Source organism: Streptomyces sp. AP-93, assembly GCF_022808175.1.
Taxonomy (GTDB): domain Bacteria; phylum Actinomycetota; class Actinomycetes; order Streptomycetales; family Streptomycetaceae; genus Streptomyces.
On sequence record NZ_JALGBX010000001.1, the window covers coordinates 80,343 to 96,592 of the forward strand.

Sequence of the window (16,250 nt, forward strand, 5' to 3'; positions counted from 1 at the left end):
AGGCGGAAGGCGGCCGTGCCCTGCCCTGCCCTGCCCTGCCCTACGCCGGCCTGCCGACGGGCCTCCCGCTCGTACTCGTACGTGCCCGCTGCTCCCGAGCCGCTTGCTCGGGGTGGCGGGCACGCCAGTACGGATTGTCGTGCGGCAGGGCGCTGCCCACCCGCCCGTACATCCCGAACCACATCAGCATCACGCCCACCACGAAGCTGAACAGCACGTTGGGCATGTGGAAGGCCAGGAAGTTCATCTTCGTGTCGAGGAGCGCGAGGTTCACGAACCCGCTCGCGATGAACAGCACGCCCAGCACGATGTTGAGCGTCGAGGCGAAACTGCCGCCGATGACCATCCCGGCGAACAGCAGCAGCCCGATACAGATCGACAGGACGCTCAGCGCGCCGTTGGTGTTCAGGGCGAGCACCGTGTCCCCGCCGGTGTCGAAGAATCCGATCCGGTCGATGAGCCCCAGGATCCCGAAGACGACCAGCAGCAGTCCGGTCAGGCCGGCGCCGACCCGGTAGACCTTGCTGAGCCGGTGATCGGCGGGCAGGTGCTCGTCGAGGCGCGCGTTGACGGGACGCATCAGGCGGCGCAGGATCCTGGAGACCCCGGCGGAGTCCTCGGAGGATGACGCGGTCGCGTACGGCTCGTGGGCCATGTAGGGCGCGTAGTGCTCGTGCGGCTCGTGGCACCCGTAGAGCGCGTGGGGTGCGTACGGCTCCTGCGGTGCGGGTGAAGCGTGGGCGGCCATGGCGCCCTCCTCTGCTCCGTTCCTGGCCCCTCCAGCATCCGCCGATGGCCCGACCCGGACAAGTCTGGGCCGGCGCCCCCTCTGGCGCGGCCGCACCGGCGCGGGCCCTCAGGCGTGGCCGCGCTCGGTCCGGATGTCCGTCACCACCCGCTGCACGGAGGACCGTACGGCCTCCATCTCCTGGAGGAAGGCCCAGTAGTCCGGGTGCCGGTCCTCCAGCGCGGCCAGCGCCCGGGGCACCCGGGCCACCGCGTCGTCCAGCGGGCGGGCGTGCCGGTCCTCGGGGACCGTGCGGCCCTCCATCGCCAGGCGCTGCGCGTCCCGGATCGCGAACCGGGTGCGCTGCACCTCGGCCTGCGGATCCCGCGCCACCGCTTCCAGCCGGGTCAGCCGGTCCTGCGCCGCCGACACCGCCTCGTCGGTGGCGTCCAGCGAAGCCCGTACCGCCTCGACCAGGGCCGCTACGACGGCCCACTGCTGCTGGTCGCGCGCCCGGCCGGCCTCCGCGAGCCGGTCCTCCGCCTGCGCCACGTCCCGTACCGCCTGCTCCGGCACCTGCTGGAGGTCCTGCCAGCAGGCCGCGCTGAAGCGCCGGCGCAGCTCGCTGAGCACCGGATCCACCCGGTCCGCCCGGTTGCGCAGGGCCTGCGCCCGGGTCCGCAGGCTCACCAGCCGCCGGTCGATCTCCGCGGCCCGCTCCGGGAGCCGCGCCGCCTCGGCCCGTATCGCCTCGGCGTCGCGCAGGATCCGGTCGGCCCGCTGCACGGTCTCCTGCACCCCGTGCTGCGCGGCGCCCTGGTTCAGCTTGGTCAGCTCCGGCCCGAGCGCGGCCAGCCGGGCGGCCAGGTCGTCGGCCCGGATCCCCTTGCCGCGCACCTCGTCCAGCGCCGTGCTCGCCGCGAGCAGCGCGGCCCTGGCCCGCTCCCGGGCCGGCGCCACCCGGGCCAGCTGCGTCTCGGCCCGGTCCAGCAGCGGCTGCAGCCCGAGCGCGAACCGGTCGAGCTCGCCCTTGACCCGTACGAGCTCCTCCTTGGCCCGCGTCAGCTCCTCCCGGGCCCGCGTCGCGGCGGACGCCTCCAGCTCCACCCGATCGAGATCGTGCGCGTCGACGGCATTGATGTACACGTGGCTGACCTGGTCGATCCGCTGCCCGAGCGCGACGAACCCCTCACCCACCCGACGCGCCTCCGGCGAGCCGTCCGCGGCCGCGATCGTCTCGATCGAGATCCGCAGATCCCGCTGCGCGGTGTCCAGCTCGTAGAACGCCGCGGCGGCAGCATCCTTCGCCGCCTGCGCATCCGCCCGCCGACTCTCGTCCCGCCCGCCGCCGCCGAACCACCGCCGGGGTGCCGTCGTCACAGTCGCCTCTCCCGTACCCGGTCCGTCCGCAATTCCCCTGCCCCGGTCCATTCTCCCCCACGGGAACGGGTTTGCGTGGGGGGTGTGCCCTGCATGTAGGCTGTCCACTCATCCACGGGTGCGTAGCTCAGGGGTAGAGCGCTGCTCTTACAAAGCAGATGTCGGCGGTTCGAAACCGTCCGCGCCCACCAGCAAAGAGACCCCCTGCCGATCATGGCAGGGGGTCTCTTGCATCCGGATCCGACATCAGCGGGAGCAGCCAGGACGGCCGGGCTGCTGCCCGAGCAGCCGGCCCATGCGCCCGATGGCCTCCCGCTGCGACGGGTCTCCTGCGGCAGGGCGACCACTGTCCGCGTTCGTTGGGCACAGACCGTCAGTCTGGTGCGCCTCGTTCTCTGGCTCGCGCGCTTGCGGAAAGCCTGCGCGACCTGTTCCTGCCGTTTCAGGTCTCCGTGAGGCGATACGCAGCGCGGTGTCACACAGATCCGGGCACGATCTCGCGGTACCTCAACGGAAGCCGCATTGCGCCCTGGCCGTTCGTTCGTCAGCTCCTGGTCGAACTTGGTGAGGAACGGCAGACCCCCATACGGGCTGAGGTTCACGAGCACGTTCGGCAACTCCACAGGGCAGCGTTGCAGGCCGGCAACAGGGGCCGCTATGAGGTGCAAAACCTTCAGGACCAGCTCGAACAGGCGGACCGTGTACACCGCCAAGCCAACCTTCGAGAGCAAGCCTTGCTCGAAGCGCTGCAGAGCCGGCAACGGCGCATCGCAGAACTGGAGATGCGCCAGCAGGAGATCGAGGCGTCTCGGGAGCGGGAAAGCCTGGAGAGCTCCGCGACCCTCGCCAGGCTTGAGGCGAGCGCGGAGAGTAACACCCAGGAAATTAACCGCCTGCGGCAGGAAATTGCCGATCTCCAGCTGCAACTAGATCTGGCCAAGGAGGGCGCTGCCGAATCGGAGGCAAGGTGTGTGAATCTGGAACAGAGATTGGAAGAAGCCGAGGCGAGGGCAGATTCTGGATCTGAATCCCGCATTAACGAAGAACTCGACAACGCATTGCAGCAGGTCACGGAAGCCAGGGCCGAAGCGGAACGGCTGCGGCGACTTGTCGAAGAGATGCGGGATCGGCGACATGAAACGGTAACCCAATCTCGGCGATATAAAGACAAAAAGCCAGAGGAGGTCAGTGTATTAATTTCCACCCCGCCAAAAGCTTTGGCTGGTCAGCTCCTGCAGCTATCCGCAACTTGGGAAGAAACAGAATATTGCTCCCTTCTTCGCGACATTGGTTTGCGCTACCCGGCAGAGTCCGTTGTGGAGCTGACGAGAGAACTGGAGGGGAGCGAGCAGAGTGACGCCGCCAGGAAGGTGTTGGTGTCCAGTGCGGAACGCAACACGGCGGACGTCCTTGCGATATCTGTCGGATGGGGCTCCGAATACTCATCCGACGGTCTGATCCGGAACGGCCATAGCGTGATCTCTTGGCATGTCTGGGATCGGCCTTCGTCATGCTTCACGCAAATGATTGAAGCAATCAGGGACTCGCCGGCCATCAACTCTGGAGAGCTGGAAGAGGTCGCCTTCGCATCTGCCGCGGCGAATCAGAGCAGCGCGGGATTCGCCGAGATCATCGCCGAGCTGTCCCCCGACGATCGCGTTGCCCTGGCTAGGGCAGCTGGAGCCCATCGAGACCCCAGCAAGATTGCGGGACTAGTGATTCGACTTACGGAATCCGGGCGACTGGAGTCAGTAGACGAAATTCTGAACGAAATGGTGCAGGTTCGTCCGGCCGCAGCTCGGCAACTGGCCAGGAATTTTCGCTCACTGAATCTCGCTGAGGAGGGGCTCAAGCTGGAAGAAAAGCTGAGCGATTTGAGCTCCGATACCACCTCTGATTGAGAACCTACCAGGGGTCGAAAGAGGTCGAGTTCGTCTTGAGGGCCAGCGGGTTGGCATGGGCCACTCCTGGAAATCTGACGATGGTGTCGCGCACGTCTTCAGGTGGGAAGCGGACGCGCGGATCGAGGTGCGGAGCCTCGGGGGAGAGGTCGTTGTCGAGGCGAACGCCGCGGGTCTCAGGACGCTCGCGGGACATCTGCTCGTGCTTGCGGGCGACGGCGTCCCGGATGGGAGCCACCTGCACCTCGAAGACAGCAATGGTTTGGAAGATGGGTCCGTCGGCTTGGTCCTGGAGCGGTGCGACGACGATCCCGTTCGCGCCCATCAGTGAGAAGGCCCCCTGCCGTGAACGGCGGGGGGCTTCTGCGTGGGTTCGGGTGGGGGGTGTGGGGCGGTGACGGGTTGGTCGGGGGGCGGGATAGTGGGGGTATGTGCCGATCGATTAAGACGTTGCGTCCGCCCGCGATTCCGGAGAAGGCGACCGAGGAGGAGATCAGGGCCGCCGCCTTGCAGTACGTGCGGAAGGTGTCCGGTTTCAGGGTGCCGGCCGCGCACAACCAGGAGGTTTTCGCCGCCGCCGTCGACGCGGTCGCGGAGGCTACGAGGGAGCTGCTGGAGGGGATTCACGTCAGGGGGGCGGGTGCTGCCGTGACCGGGTGAGGGCCGGTCGGGCGCAGGGTGGTCAGGCGGCTGCCGGGACGGCGCTCTCTTCCAGGGGGACCACCGTGACGGGGCAGCCGGTGTGGAGCAGTACCGCGTTGGTGACGGAGCCCAGGCGCGGGGAGAGCGGACGCTTGCGGTGGCGGCCGATGACGAGCAGGTCCGCAGCCTGGGAGGCGGCCACCAGGTGGCCGGCCGCGTCGCCGGGCGCCGACACCTGCTCGATCTCCACCTCCGGGAACCGTTCGGCGTACGGACGCAGGTGCGCGGCGGCCAGGGCCGTGACCTGGTGGGCGTTGGCGGTCTCCTCGTGCGCGGCCGTGGCGATGGCACCGGCCGTGGTGAAGGTCCGGCCGGGCCAGGCGTGTGCGACCACGACTTGGAGCCGGGCGCCGCGCCGGGCCGCCTCGCGGAAGGCGAAGTAGGTGGTGCTCGGGTCGGGGGCCGCGCTGTTGAGGCCGAGTACGACCTGCCCGTACGGGTCGTGCAGGGGCGGCTCGGCGCGCGGGACGACCACCACGGGGCAGGCTGCCCGGCCGGCGCAGGCTATGCCGTTCGAGCCGAGGAGGAGGCTGGTGAAGCCGCCGCGGCCGCGCGAGCCGAGGACCATCAGCTGGGCGTCCTCGCCCAGATCGGGCAGTACCTGGTCGGGGGCGCCGGGGTGCGAGGCGTACTCGGTCGGGGGGAGTCCCGCGCGGCCGTCGAGGGCCTCCCGGACCCGGATCAGTACGGGGTCGTCGTCGAGGCCCGGCTCGTTGAAGCCCCCGGCCAGGGCCGCGCCGATGGTGTTCACGTAGAGGCGGGCGTGCACGATGCGCAGCGGGGCTCCGGCCATCAGGGCCTGGGAGATGGCCCATTCCAGGGCCCGGTTGCTGTTCGCGGAACCGTCGACGGCGGCGATCACGGGGCGCGGGCTCTGGTCCATGGCGGGCTCCTCGGGGGCAGCGGTGCGTGGACTCAGCCTTGCGGGAGGGGGCCCCGGGCGGGAGTGGGGAAAGTCCCGAGTGGGGCGGGACCATCGGCCACTCCCGTGGCGGGGAGGGGGCACGGGTTCGGGGTGGGGTGGGGTGGGGTGCCTGGGTGGTGGGTGGGTGGGGTGCGTGGGGACGTCGGGCTGGTCCGCTCAGGAGGCGTGGCCCGTGCGGCGGCGCAGGATCCAGGCGCCGGCGCCCAGCGCACTGGCTACGAGGGCGCCGCCGATGGCGATCTGGCCCGGGCTCATGGAGCCGACGCTGCCGCCGAGTCCACCGCGGGCGGCGCCCGGGGTGATGTTCAGCGCCACGGTGACACGCTCGCCGCCGGGGCCGCCGCACTCGAAGGTGACGGGATGTGAGCCGGCACTGATGTTCCGGGAGGTGACGGCGGAGCCGAAGAGGTTGGTCGCCTCGGCGTTGCCGGGGGTCAGCCAGACGTCGCCGAAGGCGCGGGAGGTGGCCTTGCCGGTACGCGTGCCGCAGCCGGTGACGTTGAGGCTGACCCGGCCCCCGGGGGCGACGTTGGTCGGGGAGACGCTGCCGGAGGGCTGGGCCTGGGCGAGGGTCGGTGGAGCGGCCGCGGCGAAGGCGACGGTCGCGGCGGCGACGGCCAGTAGGCGGGGGAGGGGGCGGTACCGGCGGGGGCTGTGGGGGGTGGCGGGCATGGAGAGGACTCCTCGGGCTCCGGGAACGGCGCGGCGCGGATTCGAGTGCGCACCGTTCTCTGGACGCTAGGAGCCCGGCGCGGCCGCGGCGATCGCTGCCGGGTGAACGGGTGAGCCACTGCTCCGCCCGGGGGAGGCGGGGTGGACCGGGTGGCGTGGCGGCGTGGTGGCTTGGGTGGGGGAGCGGAGGCGGGTCTGGCCCCCGGTCCCGGTCTTGGTCCGAACCCGGGCTCTTGGCATGGCCTCGGAGCCCCGGGCTTGACGGCGGGCTCGGCCTCGGCCTCGGCCGGGGCCGAGGCCGGAGCGGGAGCCGGGGTCGGAGCCGAAGCGTGAGCGTGATCCCGAGCCGGAATCCGAGCCCGCCCCGGCGTGGGAGCCCGACCCCGACCCCGAGCCGGAGCCGGAGCCGGAGCCGGAGCCGGAGCCGGAGCGTGAGCCCGAGCCGGAATCCGAGCCCGCCCCGGGGTGGGAGCCCGACCCCGATCCCGAGCCGGAGCCGGAGCCGGAGCCGGAGCGGACCGGGAGAGGTCGCTGCGGTCGGGGTCGGACCGGGAGCGGGAGCCGGAGCGGGAGCAACAGGGGGAGCCGGAGTGCGAGTGGGAGCGGGAGTCGGAGTCCGAGCCCGAGTCCGAGCCCGAGTCCGAGCCGGAGTCCGATCCGGGCCGGAGTCCGGGCCGGAGTCCGAGTCCGAGTCCGAGTCCGGGCCGGAGTCCGAGTCCGAGTCCGAGTCCGAGTCCGAGCCGGAGTACGAGTCCGGGCCTGAGTCCGGGCCGGAGTCCGAGCCCGAGCAGGAGCCGGGGCTCGAGCAGGGGGCTGGCTCCGGGAGGGGCGGGGGCGGGGTGGGGCGGTCCGGGGTGTCAGGGATGGGGGCAGGGTGGGTGAATGTGTGGGGGCTGGCGGGGGTGTGCGCCGGGGCCGGCAATGGCGGGTGGACGGCTGGGGTTGTGGGGAGCCTGTGTGGGGTTGGGCCGTCTTTTTCGGATCTTGCCGGTTGAGCCCGCGTCGTCCGGTGCCGTGCATCGCAACGCGGAGGTGTGCCCGTTGTACTGGTGTACTGGACCTACCTGTGTGCCCCGACATTGTGGTGCCGGGCGGTGCGGGTCGGGCGAGATCCGGAAGGGACGGCCTAGGCGGTGGGGGTGGGGCGGCGGACTACGAAGGCTGCCAGGGAGCCCGCGGCGAAGAGGGCGATCAGGGAGATCGCCGTGCCGAGCCAGGTGGTGCCCAGCCACTGGGTGCCGAAGTAGCCGAGGGCGACGCTGTAGCCGGCCCAGGCGATGGCGGCCAGGACCGACCAGGGCAGGAACTCCCTGACCTTGCGCTGGGTCTTGCCCGCGCCGAGGGAGACCACCGAGCGGCCGGCCGGGGCGAAGCGGGCGACCACCACCAGGGCGCCGCCGCCGCGCGCGAGGGCGGTGCCGAGGCGCTCGTGGGCCCGGGTGAGCCGGCGGGAACGGGCGATGGCCCGGTCGAGACGGGCACCGCCCCGCCTGGCCAGCCGGTACGCGGCCATGTCGCCCAGCACCGAGGCGGTGACGGCCGTCACCAGCAGCGCCAGGATGTCCGGCACCTGGGACTCCACGGGCACGGGTCCCGCGGCACCGGCTGCCGCCGCGGCGGCAGCCGCAGCCGTGACCACCAGAACCCCACTGGGCAGCACCGGCAGGAACACGTCGAGCAGGATGGACAGCGCCACGAGGGCGTAGATCCATGGGCTCGAAGTCAGCGAGCCCAGAGTCTCAAGCAAAACGGGACTCCCCAGTCCGGTTGACGTGCCTCGGCGTGAGGCGCCGCGACGTCGCGGGGAGCGGCAGGGGCGGCTGACAGCGGAACAGCGTACGCCGGGCGTCCACGGACCGGGCGCCCGGGGCTGTGCTCCGGCGTGACGGGTCACCCCGCCGCGCGTCAGCGGGGAGGCGTGAGGTCACGGTCCAGGACCGTCACCAGGCGGGGTCCCTTGCGTGCCTGGTCCAGGCGCAGCCGTGCGGAGCGCCCCGACAGCGCGAGCGTCATGAGCTGGTTGCCGAACCACGGGCCGCCCGTACGCCGCCAGCTCAGCGGGGGCCGGCCCGTCCGGCCGTGCCGGGAGAAGCCCCGGCCCAGCCACCGGCCCAGCCGGGACCAGCCCAGCCGGAAGCCCCATTTCACGGCGGTGTGGATGGAGTTGTGGACCGGGGAACAGGTGAGCTGGAACAGCTGTGCCGTGCTGGGTATTCGGGGCTCGGCCACGTACGCGTGGTGCACGTCCCCCGAGAGCACGCACACCGTCGCGGGCGCCCGCGGGCCCGTGCCCACCTCCTCGATCAGGTCGCTGAGCATGGCGAACGAGGCCGGGAACGCCGCCCAGTGCTCGAGGTCGCTCCGCCGGCGCAGGTTCTCCCCGATCCGGGCCCACCTCGGGCCGCGCTCCCCGCGGCACAGCGCGGCATTCCACACCTCCGCGTCGTGTACGAGCGGCGGCATCAGCCAGGGCAGTGACGAGCCGATGAGGAGGTGGTCGTAACCCCCGTGTCCAGCCAGGGCGTTCTCGCGGAGCCACTGCCGCTCCGCCGGGTCGAGCATGGCCCGCCCGTCCTCGGCGAGCACCCGGGCGGCCCGGGTGTCCACCATCAGCAGCCGGGACCGGCCGAAGTCGCGGCGGTAGCTCCAGCGCACCGTGGCCGGGTCGGCGTCCGCGGAGGTGGCGAAGGCCCGTAGGGCGTCGGTCCCGTCGGGAGTCGCCCGGACCGCCTCGAACACGGGGTCGGCCGCCAGCTCGGCGGGGGAGAGGTTGCCGAGGTGCTGGTACACCCAGTACGACATCAGGCCGCTGACCACCCGCTCCTGCCACCACGGGGTGGCGCGCATCTCCGCCAGCCACGCGGCGCTGGTGTTCCAGTCGTCGATGACGTCGTGGTCGTCGAACATGTGCAGGCTCGGCACGGTGGACAGGAGCCAGCGGATCTCCGGGTCGAGCCAGGATTCGTAGTAGAGCCGGGTGTACTCCTCGAAGTCCGCGACCTGAGCGCCGGGGGCCTCGCGGAGGTCCCGCCGGGCCGCCAGCCACTGGCGGGTGGAGCGGGAGAGCTGGTCCGCGTACACCTGGTCGCCGAGGAGGAGCAGGACGTCGGGCCGCACCGCCTCCGGGTCGGCGGCGAGATCGGCGGCGAGGGTGTCGAGTGCGTCGGGGCCGTGCGGTCCGCGCCGGTCGGCCGGCGGGGCGGCCTGGCGGCAGGAGCCGAAGGTCAGGCGGAGGTCGGGAGCGGTCGTGGAGCCCGGCCTTCCGGCGCGAGGTGTGGTGATGGTGCTCGCGGGGAACCGGCTGTCGGGCAGGGGCCAGACCTTGAGCCCGTCGAGGAGGACCTCGTAGGCCGTGGTGGAGTCCGGGGTGAGGCCGGTGACGGTGATCAGGGCGTAGTGGTGGCCGGCTATCTGGAAGGTGTGGACGCTGCCGCCGGAGCCGTCGGCGCAGCGCACTTCGGCGGTGCACGGGCGGTCCGCCTCGATCCATAGCGTGGCGGAGTCGCCCGCGTCCCAGTCGACGTGGCGCAGCAGCGGTCCCAGGCGCAATGCCCCCATGCAACTCCCCCTCCTTCATCAGGCGTTCCGTTTGATCACCGTACGACGGAGAGGGGGTGGTCCACCTCCCCCTGGCGGGGGAAAGATCCTTGGCCAGGGGTGGAGTGGGTGGAGTGGGTGGAGTGGGTGGAGTGGGTGGGGTGCGTGTGGGGTGCGGGTGGGGGTCAGCAGGCGTTGAGGATGTTGACCAGGGCCGTCTTCTCGGTCGAGTCCATGCTCAGGGCCCAGTACTGCTTGACCCCGACCCACATGCGCGCGTAGGTGCAGCGGTAGGCGGTGCGCGGCGGCAGCCACTTGCCCGGGTCGAGGTCGCCCTTCGCCTGGTTCACGTTGTCGGTGACCGCGATGAGCTGGGGGCGGGTGAGGTCGTTGGCGAACTGCTGGCGCTTGGCGGTGGTCCAGGAGTTGGCGCCGGAACGCCAGGCCTCGGCGAGGGCCACCATGTGGTCGATGTCGATGTCGGAGGCGGCCGTCCAGGTGGCGCCGTCGTACTCGGAGTACCAACTGCCGCTGACGGCCGCACAGGCGGAGTCCTGGACAACGCCCGAACCGTCGCGCTTGAGGACGGTCTCGCGGGTGTTGCAGGTGCCGGAGACGGTGCTCCAGTGGGGGAAGAGGTCGCGGCTGTAACCGGTGGTGGAGCCTTCGGTCTTCGGGGTGACGGTCGCGAGGTAGGAGCGGGCGGCCGCGGCGCTGATGGGGGTGGGAGGGGAGGCGGCGGCGGTGGGGGCGGTGAGGAGGGTGGTCAGGGAGGCCACCGCGAGTATGGAGGCGAGCGCGCCGAGTCGACGCGCGTAGACGGAGGGCGTGGAGGGGTTCCTGGAGGGCATGAGGGGCTCCTGGGTGAGGGTGGGGGTGGGAGTGGGTGGGGTGGGTGCGCTGTGGGGCGTGGCCATGCTGGCCGCACCGGGTTGCGTGGGGATGGGCGCGAGGTGACAGTCTGGAGGCATGAGCATGTCATGGCGAGGTGGGTGACAGGCTTTGGGGGTGGGGGAGTTGGGGTCCTGGGTGGGGTTGGGTGGGGGTGGGGTTAATGTCCCGGCCCCGGCCCCGGCCCCGGCTCGAGTTTGAGTTCGGCCCTGGCTCTCGTCCCGGGCACGCTTCGGCGGCGGGATTGGCCGTCGTGGTGGTGGCGCATGGCAACGGCGCCGCGCCCGGTCCGTCCGGGGGCGGCGCCGTGGTCTGGAATCAGAGCCCTGTGGGGAAGGGGTTGTTGTGGGCCGGGATGGAGTTGTAGGTGGTTCGGTCTTTGCGCAGCTGGTCGGGGCACTCCAGCTCGATCAGGAGTCCCTCCGCCGTGCAGCCCCAAGGTCCCAATCAGGGCGAAGAGGGGGCCGGTTCGGTCATGACCTTTCGTCCGTGGTCACGCTCTCGGCCTGCGCATTCCAGTGATCCGGTGTGCCATGGGCCGACCGAACCTTCTGTTGTCAGTCCTGCCTGCGAGGCTGAGGGCGTGGAGACGACGTTGCAACTGACCATCGACTGCGCCGATCCGAAGGTGATGGTGACGTTCTGGACCGAAGCGCTGGGTTACGTGCCGGAGCCGGCGCCGGACGGGCACGCGACCTGGCGCGCGTACTGGGAGGGCATGGGGGTTCCCGCGGAGGAGCTGCCCGAAGGGGCGGGGGAGGTGCCGGAGTCCATCGTGGATCCGTCCGGGCGGGGGCCCCGGGTGTGGTTCCAGCAGGTTCCGGAGCCCAAAGCCGGCAAGAACCGGGTGCATCTCGATCTGAAGGTCAGCGGTGGGCGCGGGGTTCCGATGGAGCTGCGGACGCGGCGGGTCGACGAGACGGTGGAGCGGCTGACCGGGGCGGGGGCGACTGTGCTGCGCGTGCTGGACGAGTTGGAGACGCACTACGCGGTGGTGCTGCAGGACCCTGAGGGGAACGAGTTCTGCGTCGCTTGAGCCGGCCGGCCGGCCGGTCGGCTCGGGGTGGGGCGGAGCGCGGGGCGGCTTGGTCGGTCAGGTGTGCCGGGCGGGGTGGGCCTGCTGGGCGGGGCGGGTTCGCTGGGCGGGCGGGACTTGGCCGCTGGGGTCCGGCTGGGTGGCCGGGTTGGGCCGGCCTGCCGACCGGGTGTGGTCTGCACAACGGGTCGCTCGGGTCGCCCGGGTCGCCCGGCTCGGGCGTGTGTCCGGCTGTCTAGGTGTGGCCCACCTGGGCTAGGTGGGGTGAGGCTGGCTGCTTGGGCCTGTGCACCGGGCCCGCCTGTCCGGTGGGTTGTCTCTGGGGCTGTCCGCTCGGGGCAGGCTCGCTGGGCAGGTCGGCCGGGGGTGGCCCGTTCGGGGTGGGTTGCCGCGCAGCCGGGGCTTGGCTGGGGGCCCTGCTGTCTGCGTACACGTGAACCTGCCCAGCCGAGTACGGACGAACGTGCCCAGCAGCGGGAATGGCCGGAGCGCCCTTGACCCGAAGCGTGGTTGAGATTTTAACCTGTCGTGTAGTTGATCATCTGACGACGGGAACCACACTCATGATCCTCGTGACCGGAGCCACCGGGAACATAGGCAGCGCCCTCCTGAAGGAGCTGCACGTACGCGGTGCCGGGCCGCTGAGGGGGCTCACCCGTGATGCCGCGAAGGCGGCCTTCCCCGAAGGGGTCGAGGCCGTGGAGGGCGACTTCGCGGAGCCGGCGTCGTTGAAGCCGGCACTGGAGGGGGTGCGCTCGCTGTTTCTCGTGTCCCGTCTGGGACCGGACGCCGACATCCTCGAAGCCGCCCGGCAGGCGGGTGTGGAGCACGTCGTGCTGGTGTCGTCGATTACCGTCCAGACCCATCCTCACCTCGGCCCCGCCGGCGAGAACCTGGCGGTGGAGCAGCTGCTCAAGGCAAGCGGCATGGCCTGGACGATCCTGCGGCCTACGCAGTTCGCCTCGAATGCCATGATGTGGGCGGCTTCCATCCGTGAGCAAGAGACCGTCCGCGCGCCGTACGCACAGACCGCGCTGCCGACCATCCACCCGGCAGACATCGCGGCGGTGGCACGGGTGGCACTGACCGAGCCCGGCCACCAGGGACGCACGTACGCCTTGACCGGTCCGGAGCCGGTGACCGCCCGACAGCAGGTGGAGGCCATCGCGGCAGCACTGGGCCGGGAAGTGCCCTTCGCCGAGATCAGCCGCTCGCAGGCGCACGCACAGATGGCCGCGGTCTTCGGGGCCGAGGCCGCGGACGCGGTGCTCGACGTCACGGGCGGAGACGTCAACGAGGAGCTGCTGATGGTGCGCGACACGGTTGCACAGGTCACCGGAACCCCGGCCCGGCCGTTCCGGCAGTGGGCCGCGGAGAACGCCACCGCCTTCCGCTGAGTCGGGCAGCGCTGCCTGAGCACGTTCACCTGTACTTCGGTGGGCACCTTCAGCAGTACGCCGACATCTGCCCGCCGACAGGGTCTGGCCTGCCAGGGCGGGTCACTTGGGCCTGGCTGCCCGGGCCTACTGGCAGGGGCGGGATGCCCCTGGATCCGCTTCCGCGGGTCTGCCTGGTTGAGGCTGGCGGGACAGGCTCGCTGGGGCAGGGCCCTTGGAACAGGTCGCCCGGGTTTGCTCCCTGGATGTGGGCCGCTGGGTCTGGCCGCCGAGGTCGGGTTGCCCGGTAACGATCCCCTAGGTCTGGCCGGTTGGGGTCGGCCGATCGGAGGTGGGACCTCCAGGGCTTGTTCGCTCGCGTGAGGCTTGCTGGAGCGGACTTGCCCGGGTCGGGTTGCCCGGTCGGGCCGGTCGGCCCGGTCGGCCCGGTCGGCCCGGTCGGGTCGGCCGGCCGGGGTCTCTACTCGGGTCTGGCCGGGCGGGGTAGGTCGACCGGGGGCGGTCCCCTGGGGTTTGGCCGTCCGAGTGAGGCTTGCTGGAGCGGACTTGGCCGGGTCGGGTTGCCCGGGTCAGGGTGCCCGGGGCCGGCCGATTCGGTCAGCCGATCGGGGGTGCCACCCGGGTCTGGCTTGCCGAGGTGGATCGACCGGGGGTGGCCCTCTGGGTTTGGCTGCGCGGGTCGGGTTGCCCTGGGTGGACTGACCGGGGCGGGTTGTTCGGGGTAGCCCGCCGGGGGAGGCCGCCGGGGGGCAGGCCGATTGGGTCAGGTTGCCCGGGGTGGGCTGCCAGGGTCAGGTTGTCTGGAGGGTGAGGGTGATCGAGCCGTCGGGGGAGGTGGTGAGGGCGACGGTGGTCAGGTCGAGGACGTGGGCGGTGGGGCCGTGGGCGGCGGCGCGGGGGCCGACGCCGATGACCCGCATGCCCGCGGCCCGGCCCGCGGCGATGCCGGCGGCCGAGTCTTCGAAGACGATGCAGTCGGCCGGGTCCACGCCGAGGGCGGCGGCGCCCATCAGGAAGCCCTCCGGGTCGGGCTTGCTGGCCTGCACGGACTCGGCGGTGATCCGGACCTCGGGCATCGGCAGGGCGGCGGCCGTCATCCGGGCCGTGGCCAGGGCCATGTCGGCGGAAGTGACCAAGGCGTGCGGGAGGGCGCTGAGGGCGGCCATGAAGGCGGCAGCGCCGCCGATCGGGACCACGCCCTCGGTGTCGGCGGTCTCGCGGGCGAGCATCACCGCGTTCTCGGCGCGGTTCTCCTCCATCGGGCGGTCCGGGAGGAGGATCGCCATCGTGGCGTAGCCCTGGCGGCCGTGGACCACCTTGAGGGCTTCCTCCGGATCGAGGCCGTGGGCGACGGCCCAGTCGTGCCAGCAGCGCTCGACCACCGCGTCCGAGTTGACGATGGTGCCGTCCATGTCCAGGAGCAGGGCCCTGGCGGTCAGGACGGCGGGGGCGGTGGTGGTGCTGGCCGGCATCGGAGGGGCTCCAGACGGGACGGGAAAGAGAACAAGTGGTTCCGTCCACCGGTCAGGGAGTGAGGACGGAACCACTTTGTTCCTGAACAATACAAAACGGGGAGGGGTGCTCGCCACCGGATCCGGTGTGTTCTATCCCTCCAAGGCGCGGCGCGTCGCCGGACCGTAGACGCCCCAAGGGTCCTCGTCGATGCCGTTGTACGCCTGGAACGTCGAGACCGCCGATTCCGTACGGGCGCCGTACCGGCCGTCGTACTTGCCGCGGTAGATGCCCTGCGCTGCCAGCAGGCGCTGGAGCTTCTCCACTTCGGGGCCCGAGTCCCCGTACCTGAGGGTCGGCGCCGCGGGGGGCCGGGAGGTCGGCGCGGAGGAACGGCTCGGGATGGGGGACGGGGTGCGGGACGGGGCGGCAGAGGGGGTCGACGAACGGCTCGGGGTGGGAGACGGCGACGGCGACGGCGAGGGGGACGGGGAGGCGGACCGGGAGGGGCTGGGGGAAGGCGACGGGGACGGGCCGGTGCTCTTGGCGGCGGGCTGTGTCGGGGTGACCTGGGTGAGGTTGATCGAGGGGGAGGAGGGCTTCGCGTCGAGGAGGGTGGTCTCCGGCGCGGGCGAGCCCGAGAACGCCCTCAGGACGAGGACGGCTGCGCCGATCACCGTGGCGGCGGCCGCGGTGATGGGGAGCGCGCGGATGCGGCGCCGCGGGGGCCCGGAGGAGACCGGCCCGTCCGCCCCGTCCATCCCGTACGTCCCGTACCCGTAGGCCGGGCCGGCCTGGTCCCGTTCGGGGGCGTCGAGTGACCCGTACGAGCCGTGGACCCCGGGCGTCGCGTGCGGCCCGTACGCCGGGATCGGGCGCAGCTGCATCGTTTCTTCGGGCAGGGAGGCTACGGGTGACCCGTACGCGGGAGTCTCAGCCCCGGGCGGCAGTGGCGCGGTGCGGGTCGGGCCGGTGGGTTCCGGCGGGGTGTCGGCCACGCCGAGGTGTGGTGACGTGGCGTCCGCCGGGCCGGGGTAGGGCGGGAAGGCGGTCGCCGGGCCGGGGTGGTGTGGCGGGGTGCCCGTGGGGTCGGGGTGCGCGGTGGTGCCCACGGGGCTGGTGTGGGGCGGTGGGGTGGCCGTCGAATCGGAGGACGCGTCGGTTCCTGCCGGGCCGGTGTGTGGCCCCAGGTTGGCCGTCCGGCCTGGGTGTGCCGTAGCGCCCACCCGGTCAGGGTTCGGCGGAGTGCCCGGGGTAGGACGTGGTGTGGCGGCCGCCTGGCCGGGGTGCGGCGGAGCGGTCTCTGACCAGCCTGTGTGTGGGTTCGTCGTGTCCGTCGGGGTGGGACGGGGTGTGGCGCCTGCCTGGCCGGGGTAAGGCGAAGCGGTCTCCGACCAGCCTGCGTGGGCTGGATTCGCGCCCGTCGGGGTGGGGTGTGGTGTGGCGCCTGCCTGGGCGGGGTGCAGCGGAGTGGTGTCCGACCAGCCTGCGTGGGGTGGCTTCGCGCCCGTCTGGACCGGGTGTGGTGTGGCGCCCGGCTGGGCGGGGTGTGCCGTGCTGGCCGGCTGGGCGGCTGGGCGGGCCGTGTGGGTGGGGTGTGCCGTGCTGCCCGTCGGGCCGGGGGTGGGTG

14 protein-coding genes and 1 tRNA gene are annotated in these 16,250 nt (G+C 71.9%); 5 read left to right on the forward strand and 10 right to left on the reverse strand.

Annotated elements, in window-relative coordinates:
- Positions 1–40: 40 nt before the first annotated feature.
- Together MTF69_RS00375 and MTF69_RS00380 are read right to left on the reverse strand one after the other, a co-directional pair.
- A complete protein-coding gene (locus MTF69_RS00375; protein ID WP_243330399.1) occupies positions 41–580 on the reverse strand; it encodes a DUF4383 domain-containing protein in 540 nt (179 codons plus the stop codon).
- Positions 581–856: 276 nt separating this feature from the next.
- The gene (locus MTF69_RS00380) at positions 857–2,107 is read right to left on the reverse strand and encodes a hypothetical protein (protein WP_374321892.1); all 1,251 of its coding nucleotides are present in this window, start codon (positions 2,105–2,107) and stop codon (positions 857–859) included.
- Positions 2,108–2,223: 116 nt separating this feature from the next.
- On the opposite strand from MTF69_RS00380, the gene MTF69_RS00385 reads away from it, so the two are divergent.
- Positions 2,224–2,298: transfer RNA gene (locus MTF69_RS00385), tRNA-Val, on the forward strand.
- Positions 2,299–2,739: 441 nt separating this feature from the next.
- Positions 2,740–4,008 carry a hypothetical protein gene (locus tag MTF69_RS00390; protein WP_243329446.1) on the forward strand — a complete coding sequence of 423 codons (1,269 nt, stop codon included), beginning with the start codon at positions 2,740–2,742 and terminating at the stop codon, positions 4,006–4,008.
- A 4-nt stretch (positions 4,009–4,012) separates the two neighbouring features.
- Here the strand turns inward: MTF69_RS00390 and MTF69_RS00395 are convergent, their stop codons facing one another.
- The gene (locus tag MTF69_RS00395) at positions 4,013–4,333 is read right to left on the reverse strand and encodes a hypothetical protein (protein ID WP_243329447.1); all 321 of its coding nucleotides are present in this window, start codon (positions 4,331–4,333) and stop codon (positions 4,013–4,015) included.
- Positions 4,334–4,437: 104 nt separating this feature from the next.
- Between MTF69_RS00395 and MTF69_RS00400 the strand changes: the two genes are divergently transcribed.
- Positions 4,438–4,668, forward strand: a complete 231-nt coding sequence (locus MTF69_RS00400; protein ID WP_243329448.1) for a DUF2277 family protein — start codon at positions 4,438–4,440, stop codon at positions 4,666–4,668.
- A gap of 22 nt (positions 4,669–4,690) precedes the next feature.
- Here MTF69_RS00400 and MTF69_RS00405 read toward each other — a convergent pair whose 3' ends face one another.
- The 5 genes from MTF69_RS00405 to MTF69_RS00425 form a co-directional block, all read right to left on the reverse strand.
- A complete protein-coding gene (locus tag MTF69_RS00405) occupies positions 4,691–5,593 on the reverse strand; it encodes a universal stress protein (protein WP_243329449.1) in 903 nt (300 codons plus the stop codon).
- 198 nt (positions 5,594–5,791) lie between these two features.
- Entirely contained in the window at positions 5,792–6,307 is a 516-nt protein-coding gene (locus tag MTF69_RS00410; RefSeq protein WP_243330473.1) for a hypothetical protein, read from the reverse strand.
- A 1,126-nt stretch (positions 6,308–7,433) separates the two neighbouring features.
- Positions 7,434–8,054: a DedA family protein gene (locus MTF69_RS00415; protein WP_243329450.1), complete on the reverse strand. Its 621-nt coding sequence runs from the start codon at positions 8,052–8,054 to the stop codon at positions 7,434–7,436.
- A gap of 158 nt (positions 8,055–8,212) precedes the next feature.
- Positions 8,213–9,865: an alkaline phosphatase D family protein gene (locus tag MTF69_RS00420; protein WP_243329452.1), complete on the reverse strand. Its 1,653-nt coding sequence runs from the start codon at positions 9,863–9,865 to the stop codon at positions 8,213–8,215.
- Positions 9,866–10,029: 164 nt separating this feature from the next.
- Positions 10,030–10,695 carry an HNH endonuclease family protein gene (locus MTF69_RS00425; RefSeq protein WP_243329453.1) on the reverse strand — a complete coding sequence of 222 codons (666 nt, stop codon included), beginning with the start codon at positions 10,693–10,695 and terminating at the stop codon, positions 10,030–10,032.
- Between the two features lie 623 nt (positions 10,696–11,318).
- Here MTF69_RS00425 and MTF69_RS00430 point away from each other — a divergent pair.
- Both MTF69_RS00430 and MTF69_RS00435 read left to right on the forward strand, forming a co-directional pair.
- A complete protein-coding gene (locus MTF69_RS00430; protein ID WP_243329454.1) occupies positions 11,319–11,771 on the forward strand; it encodes a VOC family protein in 453 nt (150 codons plus the stop codon).
- 563 nt (positions 11,772–12,334) lie between these two features.
- A complete protein-coding gene (locus tag MTF69_RS00435; RefSeq protein WP_243329455.1) occupies positions 12,335–13,168 on the forward strand; it encodes an NAD(P)H-binding protein in 834 nt (277 codons plus the stop codon).
- Positions 13,169–13,959: 791 nt separating this feature from the next.
- On the opposite strand, the gene MTF69_RS00440 is transcribed toward MTF69_RS00435, so the two are convergent.
- Both MTF69_RS00440 and MTF69_RS43295 read right to left on the reverse strand, forming a co-directional pair.
- Positions 13,960–14,640, reverse strand: a complete 681-nt coding sequence (locus MTF69_RS00440) for an HAD-IA family hydrolase (RefSeq protein WP_243329457.1) — start codon at positions 14,638–14,640, stop codon at positions 13,960–13,962.
- A 132-nt stretch (positions 14,641–14,772) separates the two neighbouring features.
- Positions 14,773–15,732, reverse strand: coding sequence for a peptidoglycan-binding protein (locus MTF69_RS43295; RefSeq protein WP_243329460.1), 960 nt, complete (start codon positions 15,730–15,732; stop codon positions 14,773–14,775).
- Between the last annotated feature and the right edge of the window lie 518 nt (positions 15,733–16,250).